Origin of the sequence: Sporosarcina sp. HYO08 (genome assembly GCF_001563475.1) — a bacterium.
Lineage (GTDB): Bacteria > Bacillota > Bacilli > Bacillales_A > Planococcaceae > Sporosarcina.
The window spans coordinates 54,889-71,314 of record NZ_LPUT01000030.1 but is presented as its reverse complement, the minus strand read 5'-3'; the positions used below and the strand labels follow the sequence as shown (position 1 = coordinate 71,314).

Annotated in this window: 17 protein-coding genes and 1 riboswitch; of the genes, 9 read left to right on the top strand and 8 right to left on the bottom strand. The window is 40.5% G+C overall.

The features are described from left to right. Positions 1–289 precede the first annotated feature (289 nt). Entirely contained in the window at positions 290–2,191 is a 1,902-nt protein-coding gene (locus AU377_RS14420) for a heavy metal translocating P-type ATPase (protein ID WP_067408467.1), read from the top strand. 26 nt (positions 2,192–2,217) lie between these two features. Here the strand turns inward: AU377_RS14420 and AU377_RS14415 are convergent, their stop codons facing one another. Both AU377_RS14415 and AU377_RS14410 read right to left on the bottom strand, forming a co-directional pair. Further along, complete coding sequence (locus tag AU377_RS14415; RefSeq protein ID WP_253724504.1) at positions 2,218–3,201, bottom strand: YihY/virulence factor BrkB family protein; 984 nt, start codon at positions 3,199–3,201, stop codon at positions 2,218–2,220. A gap of 29 nt (positions 3,202–3,230) precedes the next feature. After that, positions 3,231–3,584: a hypothetical protein gene (locus AU377_RS14410; RefSeq protein ID WP_067408466.1), complete on the bottom strand. Its 354-nt coding sequence runs from the start codon at positions 3,582–3,584 to the stop codon at positions 3,231–3,233. Positions 3,585–3,801: 217 nt separating this feature from the next. Between AU377_RS14410 and AU377_RS14405 the strand changes: the two genes are divergently transcribed. After that, complete coding sequence (locus AU377_RS14405) at positions 3,802–5,193, top strand: sodium:alanine symporter family protein (protein ID WP_067408465.1); 1,392 nt, start codon at positions 3,802–3,804, stop codon at positions 5,191–5,193. Positions 5,194–5,235: 42 nt separating this feature from the next. Then, positions 5,236–5,457, top strand: coding sequence for a DUF1128 domain-containing protein (locus AU377_RS14400; protein WP_067408464.1), 222 nt, complete (start codon positions 5,236–5,238; stop codon positions 5,455–5,457). A gap of 51 nt (positions 5,458–5,508) precedes the next feature. Here AU377_RS14400 and motB read toward each other — a convergent pair whose 3' ends face one another. After that, complete coding sequence (gene motB, locus AU377_RS14395; RefSeq protein WP_067408463.1) at positions 5,509–6,267, bottom strand: flagellar motor protein MotB; 759 nt, start codon at positions 6,265–6,267, stop codon at positions 5,509–5,511. Beyond that, on the bottom strand, positions 6,251–7,066 hold the full coding sequence (gene motA / locus AU377_RS14390) for a flagellar motor stator protein MotA (RefSeq protein ID WP_067408462.1): 816 nt from the start codon (positions 7,064–7,066) through the stop codon (positions 6,251–6,253). Before motA ends, motB begins: the two co-directional genes overlap by 17 nt. Before the next feature lie 179 nt (positions 7,067–7,245). On the opposite strand from motA, the gene AU377_RS14385 reads away from it, so the two are divergent. From AU377_RS14385 to AU377_RS14380, 3 genes are all read left to right on the top strand, one after another. Next, positions 7,246–8,481, top strand: coding sequence for an aminopeptidase (locus AU377_RS14385; protein WP_067408461.1), 1,236 nt, complete (start codon positions 7,246–7,248; stop codon positions 8,479–8,481). Positions 8,482–8,585: 104 nt separating this feature from the next. Further along, positions 8,586–8,729: a hypothetical protein gene (locus AU377_RS15660; RefSeq protein ID WP_172794072.1), complete on the top strand. Its 144-nt coding sequence runs from the start codon at positions 8,586–8,588 to the stop codon at positions 8,727–8,729. A 118-nt stretch (positions 8,730–8,847) separates the two neighbouring features. Next, positions 8,848–9,420 carry a carbonic anhydrase gene (locus tag AU377_RS14380; protein ID WP_067408460.1) on the top strand — a complete coding sequence of 191 codons (573 nt, stop codon included), beginning with the start codon at positions 8,848–8,850 and terminating at the stop codon, positions 9,418–9,420. A 112-nt stretch (positions 9,421–9,532) separates the two neighbouring features. Here AU377_RS14380 and AU377_RS14375 read toward each other — a convergent pair whose 3' ends face one another. Together AU377_RS14375 and AU377_RS14370 are read right to left on the bottom strand one after the other, a co-directional pair. Then, the gene (locus tag AU377_RS14375) at positions 9,533–10,078 is read right to left on the bottom strand and encodes a GNAT family N-acetyltransferase (RefSeq protein WP_067408459.1); all 546 of its coding nucleotides are present in this window, start codon (positions 10,076–10,078) and stop codon (positions 9,533–9,535) included. Between the two features lie 13 nt (positions 10,079–10,091). Continuing rightward, on the bottom strand, positions 10,092–11,888 hold the full coding sequence (locus tag AU377_RS14370; RefSeq protein WP_067408458.1) for a M3 family oligoendopeptidase: 1,797 nt from the start codon (positions 11,886–11,888) through the stop codon (positions 10,092–10,094). 162 nt (positions 11,889–12,050) lie between these two features. On the opposite strand from AU377_RS14370, the gene AU377_RS14365 reads away from it, so the two are divergent. After that, on the top strand, positions 12,051–12,770 hold the full coding sequence (locus AU377_RS14365; protein WP_067408457.1) for a tryptophan-rich sensory protein: 720 nt from the start codon (positions 12,051–12,053) through the stop codon (positions 12,768–12,770). 244 nt (positions 12,771–13,014) lie between these two features. On the opposite strand, the gene thiT is transcribed toward AU377_RS14365, so the two are convergent. Further along, complete coding sequence (thiT, locus tag AU377_RS14360) at positions 13,015–13,572, bottom strand: energy-coupled thiamine transporter ThiT (protein WP_067408456.1); 558 nt, start codon at positions 13,570–13,572, stop codon at positions 13,015–13,017. A gap of 76 nt (positions 13,573–13,648) precedes the next feature. After that, positions 13,649–13,750: riboswitch (TPP riboswitch) on the bottom strand. A gap of 85 nt (positions 13,751–13,835) precedes the next feature. Between thiT and AU377_RS14355 the strand changes: the two genes are divergently transcribed. Further along, positions 13,836–14,177, top strand: coding sequence for a hypothetical protein (locus tag AU377_RS14355; protein WP_067408455.1), 342 nt, complete (start codon positions 13,836–13,838; stop codon positions 14,175–14,177). Between the two features lie 271 nt (positions 14,178–14,448). Then, positions 14,449–15,195: a type I methionyl aminopeptidase gene (map, locus tag AU377_RS14350; RefSeq protein WP_067408454.1), complete on the top strand. Its 747-nt coding sequence runs from the start codon at positions 14,449–14,451 to the stop codon at positions 15,193–15,195. 41 nt (positions 15,196–15,236) lie between these two features. Here the strand turns inward: map and AU377_RS14345 are convergent, their stop codons facing one another. Next, positions 15,237–16,379 carry a DEAD/DEAH box helicase gene (locus AU377_RS14345; RefSeq protein WP_067408453.1) on the bottom strand — a complete coding sequence of 381 codons (1,143 nt, stop codon included), beginning with the start codon at positions 16,377–16,379 and terminating at the stop codon, positions 15,237–15,239. Positions 16,380–16,426 lie beyond the last annotated feature (47 nt).

Below are 16,426 nucleotides of genomic sequence, written 5' to 3'. Positions count from 1 at the left end.
AAATTTTAGAACTCTCCATGAGCGTTCCATTACCGCTGTTAAACGTTCGAAGATAATTCTCCAAGATCCATAATGGTATCTCCAACTGTCACATAATCGCTTCAATTCCACAAGCATATTAGTCACCAATTGAACCTTCTAATGGTATACTACATTTAATAATAATTATAATTTATTTTTCATATCCCTTAACCCCTTGAATTTGTCGATTCCCCACTAGGAATCGACTTTCGTATTTTCCACGACGTTTTGAAACTGAAATTCATTCTCAATTAAGGAGGCGGAAATGATGACTATTATCAATACGTACCAACAAAAGAAAACAGTCAACTGGATGGAACAATTGGAACTAATTGCTGCCATTAGCTCGGGGCTGCTCATTGGAACGGCTTGGATGATACAAAAAAATGGTGCTGAATCTTTTTCTGTTGCCATCTATATTTTGGCTTTTCTCATTGGCGGTTACGCAAAAGCAAAGGAAGGCATTGAGGAAACGATCAAAAACAAATCTCTCAACGTTGAAATGCTAATGGTATTTGCTGCGATCGGCTCAGCATTCATTGGCTATTGGGCAGAAGGTGCTATTCTTATTTTCATATTTGCAATAAGCGGGGCATTGGAAACTTATACGCTAAATAAAAGTCATAAAGAAATTTCTTCACTAATGGAATTACAACCAGAAGAAGCCTGGCTACTCGAAAATGAAGTAGCAACAAAAGTGCCCACAGCTTCCCTTGAAACTGGTGCCATTCTTTTAGTTAAGCCCGGAGAACGTATTCCGGTTGACGGTCGGATTACGGTCGGCACGACTTCAGTCGATTTGTCGGCAATTAACGGAGAATCCATTCCGGCGACCAAAACTGTTGGAGATGAATTGTTTGCCGGTACTGTCAATTTAAACGGCGCAATTCAAATGCAGATGACGAAGCCTAGTTCTGAAACTTTGTTTCAAAAAATTATTACGCTTGTTCAAAATGCACAAAGTGAGAAATCGCCTTCCCAACAATTCATTGAGAAATTTGAAGGTACTTACGTAAAAGCAGTTATTGGAACCGTACTCGTCATGATGTTCCTTCCGCATTTCATATTTGGGTGGGATTGGACGACGACGATTTACCGGGCGATTGTTCTTTTAGTTGTCGCTTCGCCTTGTGCGCTCGTCGCTTCCATTATGCCCGCAACGCTTGCGGCTGTTTCGAATGGTGCCAAACGCGGAGTACTATTTAAAGGCGGGGTTCACTTAGAGCAACTAGGAAGTCTTCAAGCAATTGCTTTTGATAAAACTGGGACATTAACAAATGGCACTCCAGTTGTTACAGACTTCATTGTTCGAGATGGTACAAATAAGGATGAGGTATTAGCGGTCCTTGCGGGAATCGAATCTCGCTCGAATCATCCACTCGCGATCGCCATTACAAAATACGCTTCTGTAAAAAATGTGGAACTGACTCTTCCGAAACATATTGAAGATGTCCCAGGGCATGGCATTCGGGCATTAACGGAAAGCGGAACAATCCTTGTGGGGAACCCTCGTTTCGTAGGTACTGAAAAAGTAGTGGATTTTCAAAATCACGTTGCGGAAACACTAGCAGCGCAAGGGAAAACAGTCATTTTCATGAAAGACAATCAAGGGATTTTAGCAGTTGTTGCCTTAAAAGATACTGTACGCTTCGAAGCTGCTAAGGCAATTCAAATTTTACAACGTACAGGACTTCACACGGTAATGCTAACAGGAGATAATGAAAGAACTGCTGCCGCTATCGCAAAAGAAGTAAACATTGATAATTTTGTTGCAGAATGCTTGCCTGAGACTAAAGTTGGTCAACTCAAAAAACTACAAGGCATCTATGGACAGGTTGGAATGGTGGGAGATGGGATCAATGATGCACCCGCACTGGCAAACGCAACAACTGGTATTGCAATGGGGGAAGGGACAGATATCGCACTTGAAACAGCTGATGTTGTCCTCATGAAAAATGATTTAACACGTATTGCGTATGCGGTGCGCTTATCCAGAAAAATGCAGCGTATTGTGAAGCAAAATATATTTTTCTCTATTGCAGTCATTATCTTGCTCATCATTTCAAATTTTTTACAAGTCATCGATTTGCCTTTTGGTGTGATTGGTCATGAAGGAAGCACAATTCTCGTTATATTGAATGGCCTTCGCATGCTCAATCCAATTGATTAACCTAAAGAAGCAATGCGGGTAGATGATTACACCGCATTGCTTTTTACCTTCTCCACTTTTTTTCTCTTTTCGTATCTCTCCGTCATTACAGCATTAACTTGACCACCGATCATAAGGATGATTGCTGAAAAGTAAAGCCACATCATCAGCACAATCACTCCACCTATGCTTCCATATGTGTTTGAATAACTTCCAAAACTACCGACATAAAACGAGAACGCAAGAGACGTTAAAATCCATCCGATCGTTGCAAAGATTGCGCCTGGAATCACACTCATTAAATGTATTTTAATATTTGGAACGATCCAATAAATGACCGAAAAGACACTAAAGATTAAAATTGGTGGGATCCCCCAACGTAATACTTTCCAAATTGCTGCAAAACTTTCCTCCATGCCCAAGATTGAAAAAGCAATCACGCCAACCTGATGGCCAAAAACTGGTAGTATAAGTGCCACGATCAAAACAGCAATTAACATAATCGTAAATACGATTGACAAGCCTCGTGTTATGAAGAAAGAACGATTCTCTTCAGTTCCATAGGATCGATTTAACGCCTTTGTTAAGGCATTCATCCCTTTTGAAGCAGACCAGATCGTTGCAATCGCCCCAATAGACAATAATCCGCCATTTCGGTTGCCGAGTACTTCGCCAAGCGTTTTTTCAATAAGTGCCGCTACATTTGCCGGTGCATAATCTCGAATGAATAGAAAGATCTGCGCTTCGTCAAGATTTAAGAACGGTAATAGCGTTATTAAAAAGATTAATAGAGGAAAAAGTGACAAAAGGAAAAAGAAAGCGAGCTGGGAGCCCAGCCCTGTGAGATCAGCCTTCTTAATCCGAATAACCAATTCCTTTAAAAACCCTTCTGTCGTTAAAACATCAAATTTCTCTTGTTTTTCCTTAGTGACATCTTCCCAAAATTTCATCACGGCTGTATCACCTGCGATACGATCTATTTTAGTCCATACTTTTTCTACATGCTTTTTATCATTTGATTTTTCTTTCACAAAGTTTTTGGCGCTCCTTTCGAAGGATATTAAGCCTTTTCTTCAATAATTGCTTTGTATTCATCTTTTGATTCAATAAAAGCATCCTTCGTATCCATAACAAGCGATTTTACCTGGGGTGTTAAAGCTTTCATATGGTTAACCTGTTCTTTAATGTATGTGAGATCCTCGGCAATCTGCTCATAAACTATTTTATATTTTTCTTTTTTCACTTGAATTTTGTTCATTAAAATTTCTGGATTTTTAGAGTAATAACGAATATCCCAAATCATTTCTTTGGATTTTCTTGTCACCTGATATCTTGTATGACTGTCAAACAAGCTGACAACAGCGCCGATTACTGAGCCCAAAACGATAAATTTTCCAAACTTATTATTCCCCATTTGATGTCCTCCAATTTTGACTAATCTGCATAATTAATTATACCCATTACAAAAAAAAACAAACAAAGATTTTTTTGTCTAAAAAAAAAGCTTGACGAAATCAGTTAAATTTCGGAATATTAAACTAACTCTTAAAAAAGAGCCCTCGAAAGGATGTGATGATGAAAATAGAAAAAGAGAATGTTGCATCTGTAAAAAAACAAAAGGGGGTAAAGAAATGGAAGCTATTCAAGCGATTTTAGATAAGATTGGCGGTGTTATTTGGGGACCACCACTTCTTATCCTGCTTGTCGGTACAGGTATTTTTCTTACAGCAAGGCTCGCTTTTATTCAAGTACGCTTATTGCCATATTCTTTAAAGCAAGTTTTCTCAAGAAAACATGATAAACAAGCAGATGGGGATATTTCACAATTCCAGGCATTAATGACAGCGATGGCTGCAACAGTTGGGGTTGGTAATATTGTTGGGGTTGCAACTGCTGTTGTTATGGGGGGACCAGGTGCAATTTTCTGGATGTGGTTAGCAGGATTTTTCGGAATGGCAACAAAGTATGGAGAAGCTATCCTAGCGGTTAAATACCGTGTCAAAGACAACAAAGGACAAATGGCCGGCGGACCCATGTATTATCTTGAACATGGATTGAAACAAAAATGGCTCGGTGTTGCTTTTGCACTTTTTGGCGCATTGGCTGCTTTTGGAATCGGAAATGGTACACAGTCGAAAGCCGTTGCTGATGTGATGAATTTAACGTTCAACACGCCTCACTGGGCTACAGGAATTGGACTCGTTATTTTCGGAGCACTTGTTATCTTAGGTGGAATTAAGTCCATTGGACGCGTTACAGCTTTCTTCGTTCCAATTATGGCACTTTTCTATGTCATTGCAGGTGGTATTGTCGTTGTTACGAATATTAATCTTGTTCCCGCTGCATTCGGTCTCATTTTTACAGATGCATTTAGCGGACAAGCATTAGCAGGTGGAGCTATCGGTACAGTTATCCGTTTCGGTGTTGCACGTGGACTGTTTTCTAACGAGGCTGGTCTTGGATCCGCGCCAATTGCGGCAGCGGCGGCACGTACAGATATGCCTGGCAGACAAGCACTTATTTCAATGACACAAGTATTTTTTGATACACTTATCATTTGCTCGATTACAGGTGTTACAATAGTTATGTCTGGTCAATGGAAAGACACTGCCATTTCCGGAGGCAACTTAACAGCTGCTGCATTTGGACACTTCCTAGGCGCAGCGGGACCATATGTTGTCGCAATCGGACTTATATTCTTTGCGACTTCTACAATATTAGGCTGGAGCTATTATGGTGAAAAATGCTTCCAATATTTAGTTCCTAATGGAAGCGCTGTCATTGGCTACAGAATCGTATTTGTTCTCTTTATTTTCGTTGGTGCAACGGCATCACTCGATGTTGTTTGGGCTCTTGCAGACGTCTTAAATGGATTGATGGCCATTCCAAACCTAATTGGTCTACTTGGATTGTCAGGTATTATTGTCCTTGAAACGAAGCGATTCCAAGCGAAAATTAAGGAAGAACGAGCCGCGGAAAAAGCTGCTAAATCTGGAATTCCAGTTGACACTCCTGGTGATTAATGAAATGATATGACCGTATCTAACGAAAGGCGGTCGGGACTCATGGATCTAACAAAACCATCACCAGAAAACATTGTGTTCATGATTGAAGAAATAAAAGAAAAACTTCGTATGGTTAATGTTGATGCATTGAAATCAGAAAACTTCAATCCTTCAAAGTACGAAGACTTGCATTATATGTATGAGATGGTTATGAAACGAGCACATATCTCACCGAATGAAATGCAAGCCATTGCGGCAGAACTCGGGTCACTCAGAAAATAATAAAAAACGAAAAAGATTCGCCTTTTACAATGATGTATCGGCGAATCTTTTTTATTGGTTAATAGTCCCATCTTTCAATACAAGTGGTTCAATCAGAACTTCTACACGGCGATTTTTACTGCGTCCTGCTTCAGTGTCGTTGGATGCAATCGGTTGATATTCTCCAAAACCTTTTGCGCTATAATAAATCGGATCGATACTTTCATTTTCTACAATGATCTTTAAAAAGTTGACTGCTCTCATTGCGCTTAACTCCCAATTGGAATCAAACTCGCTCGTTTGAATCGGTACATTGTCCGTATGGCCAGTTACAACAATATGACGCGGTGGATCGAATACGAGCAACTCGGCAATATCATCGGCAAGATCTGCGTGTTCAGCTGACACCTTGGCTTCCCCCGTTGAAAATAATATATTATCCCTAATTGTCACGAGCAGCCCCTCATCTGTCAGTAAAGTCTCGAATTGATCTTCCAGCTGATGTGAAGAGATGTAGTCATTTACACGATTTTGGATTTCTGCAAGTGATTTTTGGTCTTCAAGAAATGTGAATTCTTCATGTTCAATGACAATATTGGGATTCGTAATCGGCTGCATGCCCCGAGCAGAATTGTCCATTATACCCGTTCCCCCGTCAAAAACTTCACTAAAAACAGTTGACATTTTACTAAACTTATCAGAATCAATTGAACTAGATGAAAAAAGAACGATGAACAGGGCGAGCAGCATCGTCATTAAATCAGCATATGGTAAAAGCCAAGATTCATTAACTGTATGATCTTTTCTTTTCCGCTTACGTCTCCTCGACAATCTGTCCTGCCTCCCTGTTCAGTTGATTTTTCGCTACTAATTTCCGTCTTTCTTCAGCAGATAAATATGCCGCAAGCTTTTGTTCGATCACTCGTGGGGCTTCTCCTTCCAAGACGGATAAAACACCTTCGATCATCATCAATTTTTGTCGTACTTCCTCATTCGATTTACTTCTTAATTTATTGGCAAAGGGATGCCATAATACATAACCGGTAAATATCCCTAGTAATGTAGCGATAAATGCGGCGGAAATAGCTTGACCAAGCGCGCTAATATCATTCATATCTTTCAAAGCAGCAACGAGCCCAATTACCGCACCTAATACGCCTAGTGTAGGGGCATATGTACCCGCTTGCGAAAATATTAAGGCCCCAGTAGCATGCCGCTCCTCTAATGCGTCGATCTCCTCTGTTAAGACATCTCGAATATAATCTGCATTTTGTCCGTCGATGGCGAGTCCAAGACCATTTTTCAAAAATGGATCTTTGACATCGCTTGTCCGGGCTTCCAAAGCAAGAAGTCCTTCACGGCGAGCGATATCGGCCCAATTGGAAAACATCTGAACGATTTCCGCATCAGATGCAAGCTTTTGATTTTTAAATACAATCCCAAAGAGCTTCGGAACACGCTTTAGTTCCGACATTGGAAATGCAATAATGACGGAGGCCGCCGTCCCTACGACGATGATGAGTATAGCCGCTGTATTCAATAACGTGTCCGGCATAACGCCTTTCATCGCCATCCCAGCAAAAAGAGCTACAATTCCTATGATCAATCCAAACACTGTCGATACATCCATCGGTTTTACCTCCATGTATTTCATTCTTCTTCTTACTTCGGCAATTTCGCGCAAAACTTTAGAAGTTATCATAGGATTTAATTGGATTTACAGAAATTCGGTTAAGCTTTGTAATCCATTGCACGGTTTGGTAATGAATTGGTAGTATTAAGAAGTAACAATGAAAGGAGTTAGGTTTTATGTCCACTTTTGAAGTACAGCTATCCCGCTATGCAGAACTTGCAGTTAAAGTCGGTGTCAATATTCAGCGGAATCAAATTCTTTATGTGAACGCCTCAACTGATGCCATCCCTTTCGTTCGCTTAATTACTGAAAAAGCTTACGATGCTGGTGCGCGCGAAGTGATTGTCAATTGGGCAGACGATGTCGTCTCTCGTCTTCGCTATGAAAAAGCCCCGCAAGACTCATTTTCCGAATACCCAGAATGGCTTTCTATGGAACGTGAAAAATTAGCAGAACAAGGCGCAGCTTTTATGAGCATCGTGTCACAAAGTCCTGATCTATTGAAAGGCATCGAACCAACACGAATTAGTGATTTCCAAAAAGCCGCTGGACAAGCATTAGATGTCTACCGCCAATACATTATGTCTGACAAAGTAAGCTGGACGGTAATCGCAGCTCCATCTGCGGATTGGGCAAAGAAAGTATTCCCTGAACTGCCACAGGAAGAGCAAGTCCCTGCACTTTGGAATGCGATTTTCAAAGCTGTCCGAGCGGATCAACCAAACCCAGTTCAGGCTTGGATCAATCACGACAATAACCTACATCAAAAAGTTGACTATTTAAATGAAAAAAAGTACAAAAAATTACATTACAAGGCACCTGGCACTGACTTAACGATTGAATTGCCGGAAGGACATCTATGGTGTGGAGCAGGTAGTGTGAATGAAAAAGGACATACTTTTATGGCCAATATGCCGACAGAGGAAGTGTTCACGGTACCTTTGAAAACAGGTGTTAATGGATATGTGTCTAGCACAAAACCATTAAGCTATGGCGGTAATATTATCGATGACTTTAAAATCACTTTTGAAAACGGTGAAATTACACATGTCACCGCTGAATCAGGCGAAGATGTACTCAAACATTTAATCGAAACGGATGAAGGTGCAAAATATCTTGGAGAAGTCGCCCTAGTCCCACACAAGTCGCCAATTTCCCAATCCGGTTTATTATTTTATAATACATTATTCGATGAAAATGCATCGAACCATCTGGCCATTGGGAGTGCTTATGCATTCTGCCTTGAAAAAGGAAAATCGATGACCCGGGAAGAACTGATTGCACACGGTTTAAATCAGAGTATTACGCATGTTGACTTTATGATAGGATCTGCTGAAATGGACATTGACGGCATCCATACAGATGGCACAAGCGAACCAATCTTCCGAAATGGTAACTGGGCTGTCGAATAAACTTCACAATTTCTTAAAACATTTTGCGAACCCCTTAAAAACACTAGCTTTTTAATGTATAATAAAAAAGAAAAGATCATTTAGTGATAGAAAGGGGTCTTAACATGGGCTTGATGTACTCAACAGTAATTGGTTACATGGTTGTTCTCGGATTAACGGCAGGGTTCATTATGTACTATCTTTCTAAAGTCGCTCTACATGCCTCTGATGCAGAGACAATTGATCCAAAACCAGAAAACAAATTTTAAGAGTTGCTAAGATGCAACTCTTTTCTTTTTGTCTGCAATTCGTTAGAATGGAATGAACTTACTCAGGCATCAATTTTCTTATGATTAAGTTGTAACCTTAAACCTGGAGGGTATGCCCATGTCAATGCTATCTGACATTCTAAACTTCAATGAGACATTCGTAGAGGAAAAACAATATGAAAAGTATGAGACAACAAAATTCCCAGACAAAAAAATCGTCATCTTAACTTGTATGGATGCCCGGCTTACGGAGCTATTACCAAAAGCAATGAATTTAAAAAATGGCGATGCCAAAATTATTAAAAGTGCTGGCGCAATCGTCAATCATCCGTTCGGGGGCATTACGCGAAGCATTGTCATCTCCCTTTATGAGCTGCAAGCGGAGGAGGTCTATATTATTGGCCATCACGATTGCGGCATGAGCTCAATTGACACAACGCAACTTATGGACAAAATGGTTGAACGTGGAATTGACAAAAACCACTTCCATACACTGAAATACTCGGGGATCGACATGGAAGAATGGCTGCGCGGCTTCAACGACGTTACCGAAAGCGTGAAATCGAGTGTAAATGCAGTTAAAAATCATCCATTAATTGATCGTAGAGTACCTATTCATGGACTCGTTATTGATCCACAGACAGGAAAACTTGACACGATCGTGAATGGCTATGATTGTTTAAAGAAGTAAATAACGAGCCGCATAAAGACAAATTTCCTGGGAAATAGACAAAAGCCGATTTCTTTTACAGAAATCGGCTTTTCATTTTCGCTATCATTTTCCCGAGGCCGGTCTTACCCTTTCAAAAATCATCTTCGAGTATGGCATATAAGTAATGGTCCTCCCACACGCCGTTAATATAGAGCAGCTTCCTCAACAACCCTTCTTGCTGGAAACCCGATTTCTCTAATACTTTGACTGAACCATGATTCCGCGGCGAGACAAAGGCCTCAATTCGATGAAGCCCAACTTTCTTTAATGCAAATTGGGTTACAAGCCTAACAGCTTCTGTGCTATATCCTTTTCCAGCTTCTTTTTCATCAATAGAATAGCCAATAAAGCCACTGGAAAAGGGTAATCTTTTTATACTGTACAAGGATATATGCCCGATGATTCTGCTTGTTTCCGAATCGAAAACACCGAAATTATATTCACGACGATCCCTCATTTGATACAGTGCCTCTCTAATTTTTTCACGTTGGACTGCAACTGAGAAATAACTTGCTTCATGCCTTGGTTCGAATACAGACCAATAGTCTTTATTTGCAATGAGCAAGTCAGTAAAAATCCCCGCATCATCCTCTGTCAAAATACGCAAATAACATGATCGTCCTTCAAGTAAAAACATTCCAATTCACCCTTTAGCCAGAAGTTAGTTCTAGAAACTCCTCAACATCTTTTATACATAATGCGACGCCTTGTTGCCAAAACTCTTGTTTTGTTACGTCTTCTCCTAAATGCTTCATAGCAAGTTCTTCCACACTCATAACTGCTGTATCCTGCAGGAGTGCAATATACTTTTCTTCAAAACTTCCCCCTTCTTCTAAAGCTTTTGCATAAATGCTTAATGAGAATAAATAACCGAATGTGTACGGGAAGTTATAAAATGGGACATCTGTTAAGTAAAAATGTAATTTTGATGCCCAAAAATGTGGATGAGTTGTATCGAGTGCATGGCCAAACGCCTCTTGCTGGGCTTCCGTCATCAATTGGTTGAGTCTTGTTGCAGGAACAATCCCGTTTTTCCTTTCTTCATAAAACCTTGTTTCAAACAAAAATCGAGCATAGATATCCATGAAAAAGGCGACACTTCTTTGAATTTTATCTTCCAGTAAAGCGAGCTTTTCCTCTTTTGTTTTTGCTGCCTTTACTGCCGCATCCGCGACGATCATTTCGGCAAATGTTGAAGCGGTTTCTGCAACCCCCATCGCATATTGTCGATTCATCCAATGAACGGGACGAAGTACGTGGGAGTGAAAGGCATGACCCAGTTCATGTGCCAATGTCGCAACATTGGACATCGATCCGCTATAGGTCATAAAAATTCTAGATTGTTCAGACAACGGCATGTCCGTACAAAAACCGCCTGGACGTTTGTTTGAACGATCCTCCGCCTCAATCCAACGATCTTCAAATGCCTTTCGTGAAAATGCCTCGAATTTCGATCCAAATTCACCAAAGTGATTTAAGATGAATTCCGCTCCTTCTTGATAAGAAATCTTTTGCGTAGAAGCAGTAACTGGTGCGCCTATGTCATACCAATGTATTTTTTCCGTTCCAAGGATATTCGCCTTTTTGTTTAAATAACGAACGAATGGGGCTTGGCTTTCCCGAATAGCCGACCACATCGCCTGCAATGTTTGCTCACTCATTTTATTCATGAATAGGGGTTCTTGTAAAACAGAATCCCATCCGCGCTTTTCATAGACAGCTAATCGAAAACCAGCGATATGGTTCAATGTCGAGGCGAAGAAATCTTCCTTTTCTTCCCACACTTTTTCCAATTCCTCAAATGATTGCTTACGTACTGCGGCATTTTCGTGAGAGCTTAAGTTATTTGCTTGGCCGACTGATAACGTTTTTTCTTCACCTTCTATATCAAGCCGAACCGATAGATCTCCAACAAGCAAATCATACAGCTGACTCCACCCGTGATAACCGTCAACACTTAGGGCGGTTATCATGCTCTCCTCTTCCGCTGACAATCGTAACGCGGCTTCCTCCCGCCACTCATTTAGCTTAAATGAAAACTGTTGTAACAGCTTCGATGCGATCAACGCATTCCACGTTTCACCTTCTATTTTCGCAAGCATTTGCTGAACTTTTAAAAGCACTGTTGAAAAACGTGCACTAAGAGATCCGATTTCACTTTCTAAAATAACGGCATGTCGATCGGTCGTATCCTCTGCAAGTAAACAACCTATAACTGCACCCGCTTGCTCAATGTAAACAGCTGTTGAAGCAATTGTTTCAATTAGTTGAGCAATTTTATCCGCATCATCAATAGATGAAGGAACGGCAAAATTGTGAATGTTTTTCTCTAACACCGAAATCATTTTTTTTACTTCATCCATATGTAAACGGAGCGTTTGTGACTCGCTTCCACCTTGGAAAAATACATCAAGATCCCAAACTTCTGAGTAGCGTTTTTCACCCATTGTACACTTCCCCCTCACACCGTCTAAATTTTCTAAAAAACGTAACTTCATTATAACATGAATATTTGGTTCGCGAATTTTTTCAATTGTGACGTAAAGTTCACATTTCCCTGCGCAGTCACTACTTTTCCTATGTATACTGTTCATTAGGAGGGCTTTTATATGCTTAGATTTTTGTTTATGGTCTTTTCACTTGTGGCAGTCATCACTGTGAACGCTGCGGCTAATCTTATACCATTTAACGGAAAAACAACATGGGAAATTGCTAGCAGACTTCCTGCACTATTCATGCCAGCGGGTTATGTTTTTTTAATCTGGGGGATGATCTATGCATTGCTTTTTATATGGGTCTACCGTTTTAAGAGGGAAAATATGCAGATAGAGCATGGAATGAAGGCATATCGGTCATTTTTATTTATCAGCGCATGTCTTCTGAGTATATTGTGGATACTTTTTTGGCATTATGGATTATTCGGATGGACAATCGTCGCAACAGTTATCCTTATTCTAACTTTACTTGCGCTCCATTTTACCTATCCTAAAAAATCAAGTGCTCTTTATGGCAGATTGCCAATTTCTGTATTTCTAGGCTGGTCATTTCTTTTACTGCTTGCCAACATTAATTATGTGCTTACTTTACATGAATGGTCAGGTTTTGGATTAAGCAATCCACTTTGGACGGTGATCTATTTAACGATTGCTACTGCGTTTGCGCTCCATTTTATGTATCATCACCATGATGTGCCATTAAACATCGTATTTATATGGACATTTGTAGGCATTGCTGTGAAAAATGGTACTGAGGAGTTATTCGTCTCTGTTGCCGCACTTTTCCTAGCCACCGTTATCAGTGCCTGTATTTTTTTATTTAGAAAAACATAAAATCGCCATTCCTCCTTAACACAAGAGAATGGCGATTTTTTTGTCCCACGCTTAACGGGCAGTAAGACCCCCCACCTCAAAATTCTAAATTAACAGATGAAGATAAGTGGAGGATCAACTGCCCGTAAAGGTCCGATTGGTGAGATAAGGTTTTTCTTTGGGCTTTAGCCCTTAGAAAAATCAATCAGGCTATGCGTGACTAACCATCAGTAGGGATGAAGCTCCTACTGATGAAAGTTTCACTTTATGTTCTTTCAAGTAGCTTCGGTGCTGTAGTGAATAAAAATGCTGCCACAAATGCCGACAAAATGATTGCTGGAATCATATAGCTTCCGTTGTAAATTAAGGAATACAACCAGACTGGCTGATCTTTCGGTGCATAGGAAGCGAAGAATACAATTCCACCGATAAAGTGAATCGCATAGCGGAAAAGGCCGCCGATAATCGTTCCGACGACAATCGCCAGAATCATTGACCCTTTATGGCCTTGCGCTTTGCTCGTTAATAGCCAATTCAACGTCACTGCCGCAATGCCAACTAGTGCGTATGCAACAAAATAGTCTAGCGCTGCCTGGATCATATTAAATACGTAACCACCCATGACAAGCTGTAAAATGCCTGAAACAAAACCTGTCAGCATTCCGCCCGCTATTCCCCAACGAAAAGCCATGATAATGATCGGGAGCATCGATAATGTAACCGATCCACCTTGCGGCATCGAAAAGCCAATCTTATCCAAAACGAATGAAATAGCTCCTAAAATTGATACTTCCAATAAAAACTGTAGTTTTTTTCTATTCATTTTTATTCTCCCCTACTTCTATTCTTCCAGGGATTTCCGGAAATAAAAAAATATTCCGGCAGACGGAATATTAGCGATACTTTTCCATCCACATCCCTACGCAAGTATAAACTTACAGGTTCGAAGGGTTAGGACACAGCAGTCCACTCTCAGCCAAAAGGCCCCCCTTGTGGTGTTAATTATTCAATTTTCTCTCTTATTGTATATGATCCCTCTCTTTTAAGCAAGATGATCTTATATAGATACAAATTGGAGGGATTTTTTTGGCGAACCATAGATTATTATCTTCACTTTGTTATTTCAGCGTTTTTATCTCACCATTATTATTACCTTTTATTGTTTACATCGTTTCGGACGACACGCTTGTGAAGACGCATGCAAAGCGGGCTTTTATTTCCCATATCATCCCGGTCGTTATTTTAATTGCAGGTTTTTTCATATTTTCGTATTCAATGATGTCATGGGATACGCACATGCTAGGGATTGGGATGAATCCAATGTCGTTATGGAACTATGGCCCTTTTCTGTTCATGATGCTTTACAGCTTGCTATTTCTGGCGATCATTGCCTGGAATGTCTTTCAAGGCGTAAAAATCATGAAATAATTGGTGCGTTTATAATATTGCATCTGGGGGAACATATTTCGTAAGGAGTGACGACGAATGAGATTAGGAAAAATCATAAAAACAATGATCAAATGGGCACCTGTTATCTATCCAATTGTAAAAAAGATGAGAGATGGTAAAAAGGCATCACATGCGACAGTCTCGCGAAAATAATTGAAAACCTGCAAACTTTTCGTTTGCAGGATTTTTTGTTTTTGCATTATGCTATAGTAAGGAAGAGTAAAACGAACGGAAGAAAGGACATCTACACATGATTGCAAAAACGACACAAGATATTGAAGCATTAAAGAAAATAGGTAAAATTGTTGCTGAAATTCGTGAAGAGATGAAAGCCGCAACGAAGCCTGGCATGACGACGAAAGAACTTGATGAAATCGGAGGACGATTATTTAAAGAAAAAGGTGCGATTTCAGCGCCAATCGATCAATATGACTTTCCAGGCTATACGTGCATCAGCGTCAATCACGAGGTTGCACACGGCATTCCAGGATCACGTGTCATTCAAGATGGTGATCTCGTCAATATCGACGTATCCGGTTCTTACGGCGGCTATTTTGCGGATACTGGCATTTCATTCGTAGTAGGAACGCCGGATGAGAAAAAACAACTGCTGATCGACGTCGCAAAAAGTGCATTTGATCGTGCAATGACAAAGGTAAAAGCAGGTTCAAGTCTTAACCAAATCGGGAAAGCTGTGGAGCGTGAAGCAAAAAGCAATGGTTTAGCAGTGATTAGAAACTTAACCGGCCACGGCATCGGAAAAGCATTGCACGAGGAACCCCAACATATCTTGAACTACTATGATGCTTGGGATAAAACACTATTGACAGAAGGCATGGTATTAGCCGTAGAGCCATTTATCTCCCAAAAAGCGGAGAATATCGTTGAATCAGGTGATGGCTGGACATTCGTGACACCGGATCGTTCTCTTGTCGCTCAAATTGAACATACAATTATTGTCACAAAAGGTGAGCCGATCATCTTAACGGAAATCTAAAAAAGTGGTTCGAGACTGCGTCATGCGTCTCGAACCACTTTTTATTTTCTTTTTCCCTTAGCAACTGTTTTTGAGTTCCCTTCGATCAACTGACCATTAAACCAAACTTTTTGGACCGGCTTCAGTCCTTTCGACAGTTTGCGATAATCACGTTCTTCTGGGTAAGAAAGTAAAGTAAGAACTTCACCATTATTGCCCGCGCGGCCAGTACGACCTGAACGATGCAAATACTGCTCAATCGTATGAGGTACATCGACATGAATGACATGTGTGAGCCCTTCGATATCAAGGCCACGCGCCGCCAAATCCGTTGCAATTAAAATACTGATTTCTCCTTTACGGAAACGATCCAGCGTTTCTTGCCGCTCAAATTTCTTCATATCCGAATGTAACACAGCAATGGGCGCATCTCTGTATGATAATTTCATTTCTTTCATTCGAAGCTGATCGACATTATTCATAAAAGCCAATGCATGAATCCCTTTTAAATGGGCCATCCCTCTTAATACATCCGTCTTATCACGAGCGTCTGTCTTTACAAATGAATGGATGACATCACCCATTTTAGGTATTTCACCCAACGTTACACGAATTCGAAGCGGATCATTCATAAATCTTTTCGCAACAATTTCAATTTCCTCTGTCAGTGTCGCTGAAACGGCAATCACTTGGCGATCTGGATTCGCCGCCTCAATTAAATTCTTCACCGCCACGCGATGATCACGCGACAATAGCTGATCCGCCTCGTCTAAAACGATATGACGAATATCAAACATTTTTAAACGTCTTGCTTTCACAAGTTCAGTTACCCTTCCTGGCGTCCCGACAACAATTGTCGGCTTCTTTTTTAATCGCTCAATTTGGCGTTGAATATTCGCGCCGCCGATGAGTTGTGTAACTGTAATATTTGTCCCTTCCACCCACTCGCGAATTACATTCACAATTTGCATGGACAATTCTTGTGAAGGCGTCATAATGAGTGCCTGCGTTTGTTTTAGGTCTCCTTTAACAAGCTGTAAAATGGGTAAAACGTAAGCTAACGTTTTACCAGAGCCAGTCGGTGATTCCGCTACAATGTCTTTTCCTGCAAGAAATTGTGGTATGATTTTCGTTTGTATTGGCATTGGTTGTTCAAATTTCCATTTTGCTTGAAACACGTCATCTATATTTTCTAAGAAAGACATGTCATCCCCACCTTCGTCTCTAGTCGATTTAGTTTATCACAATATGA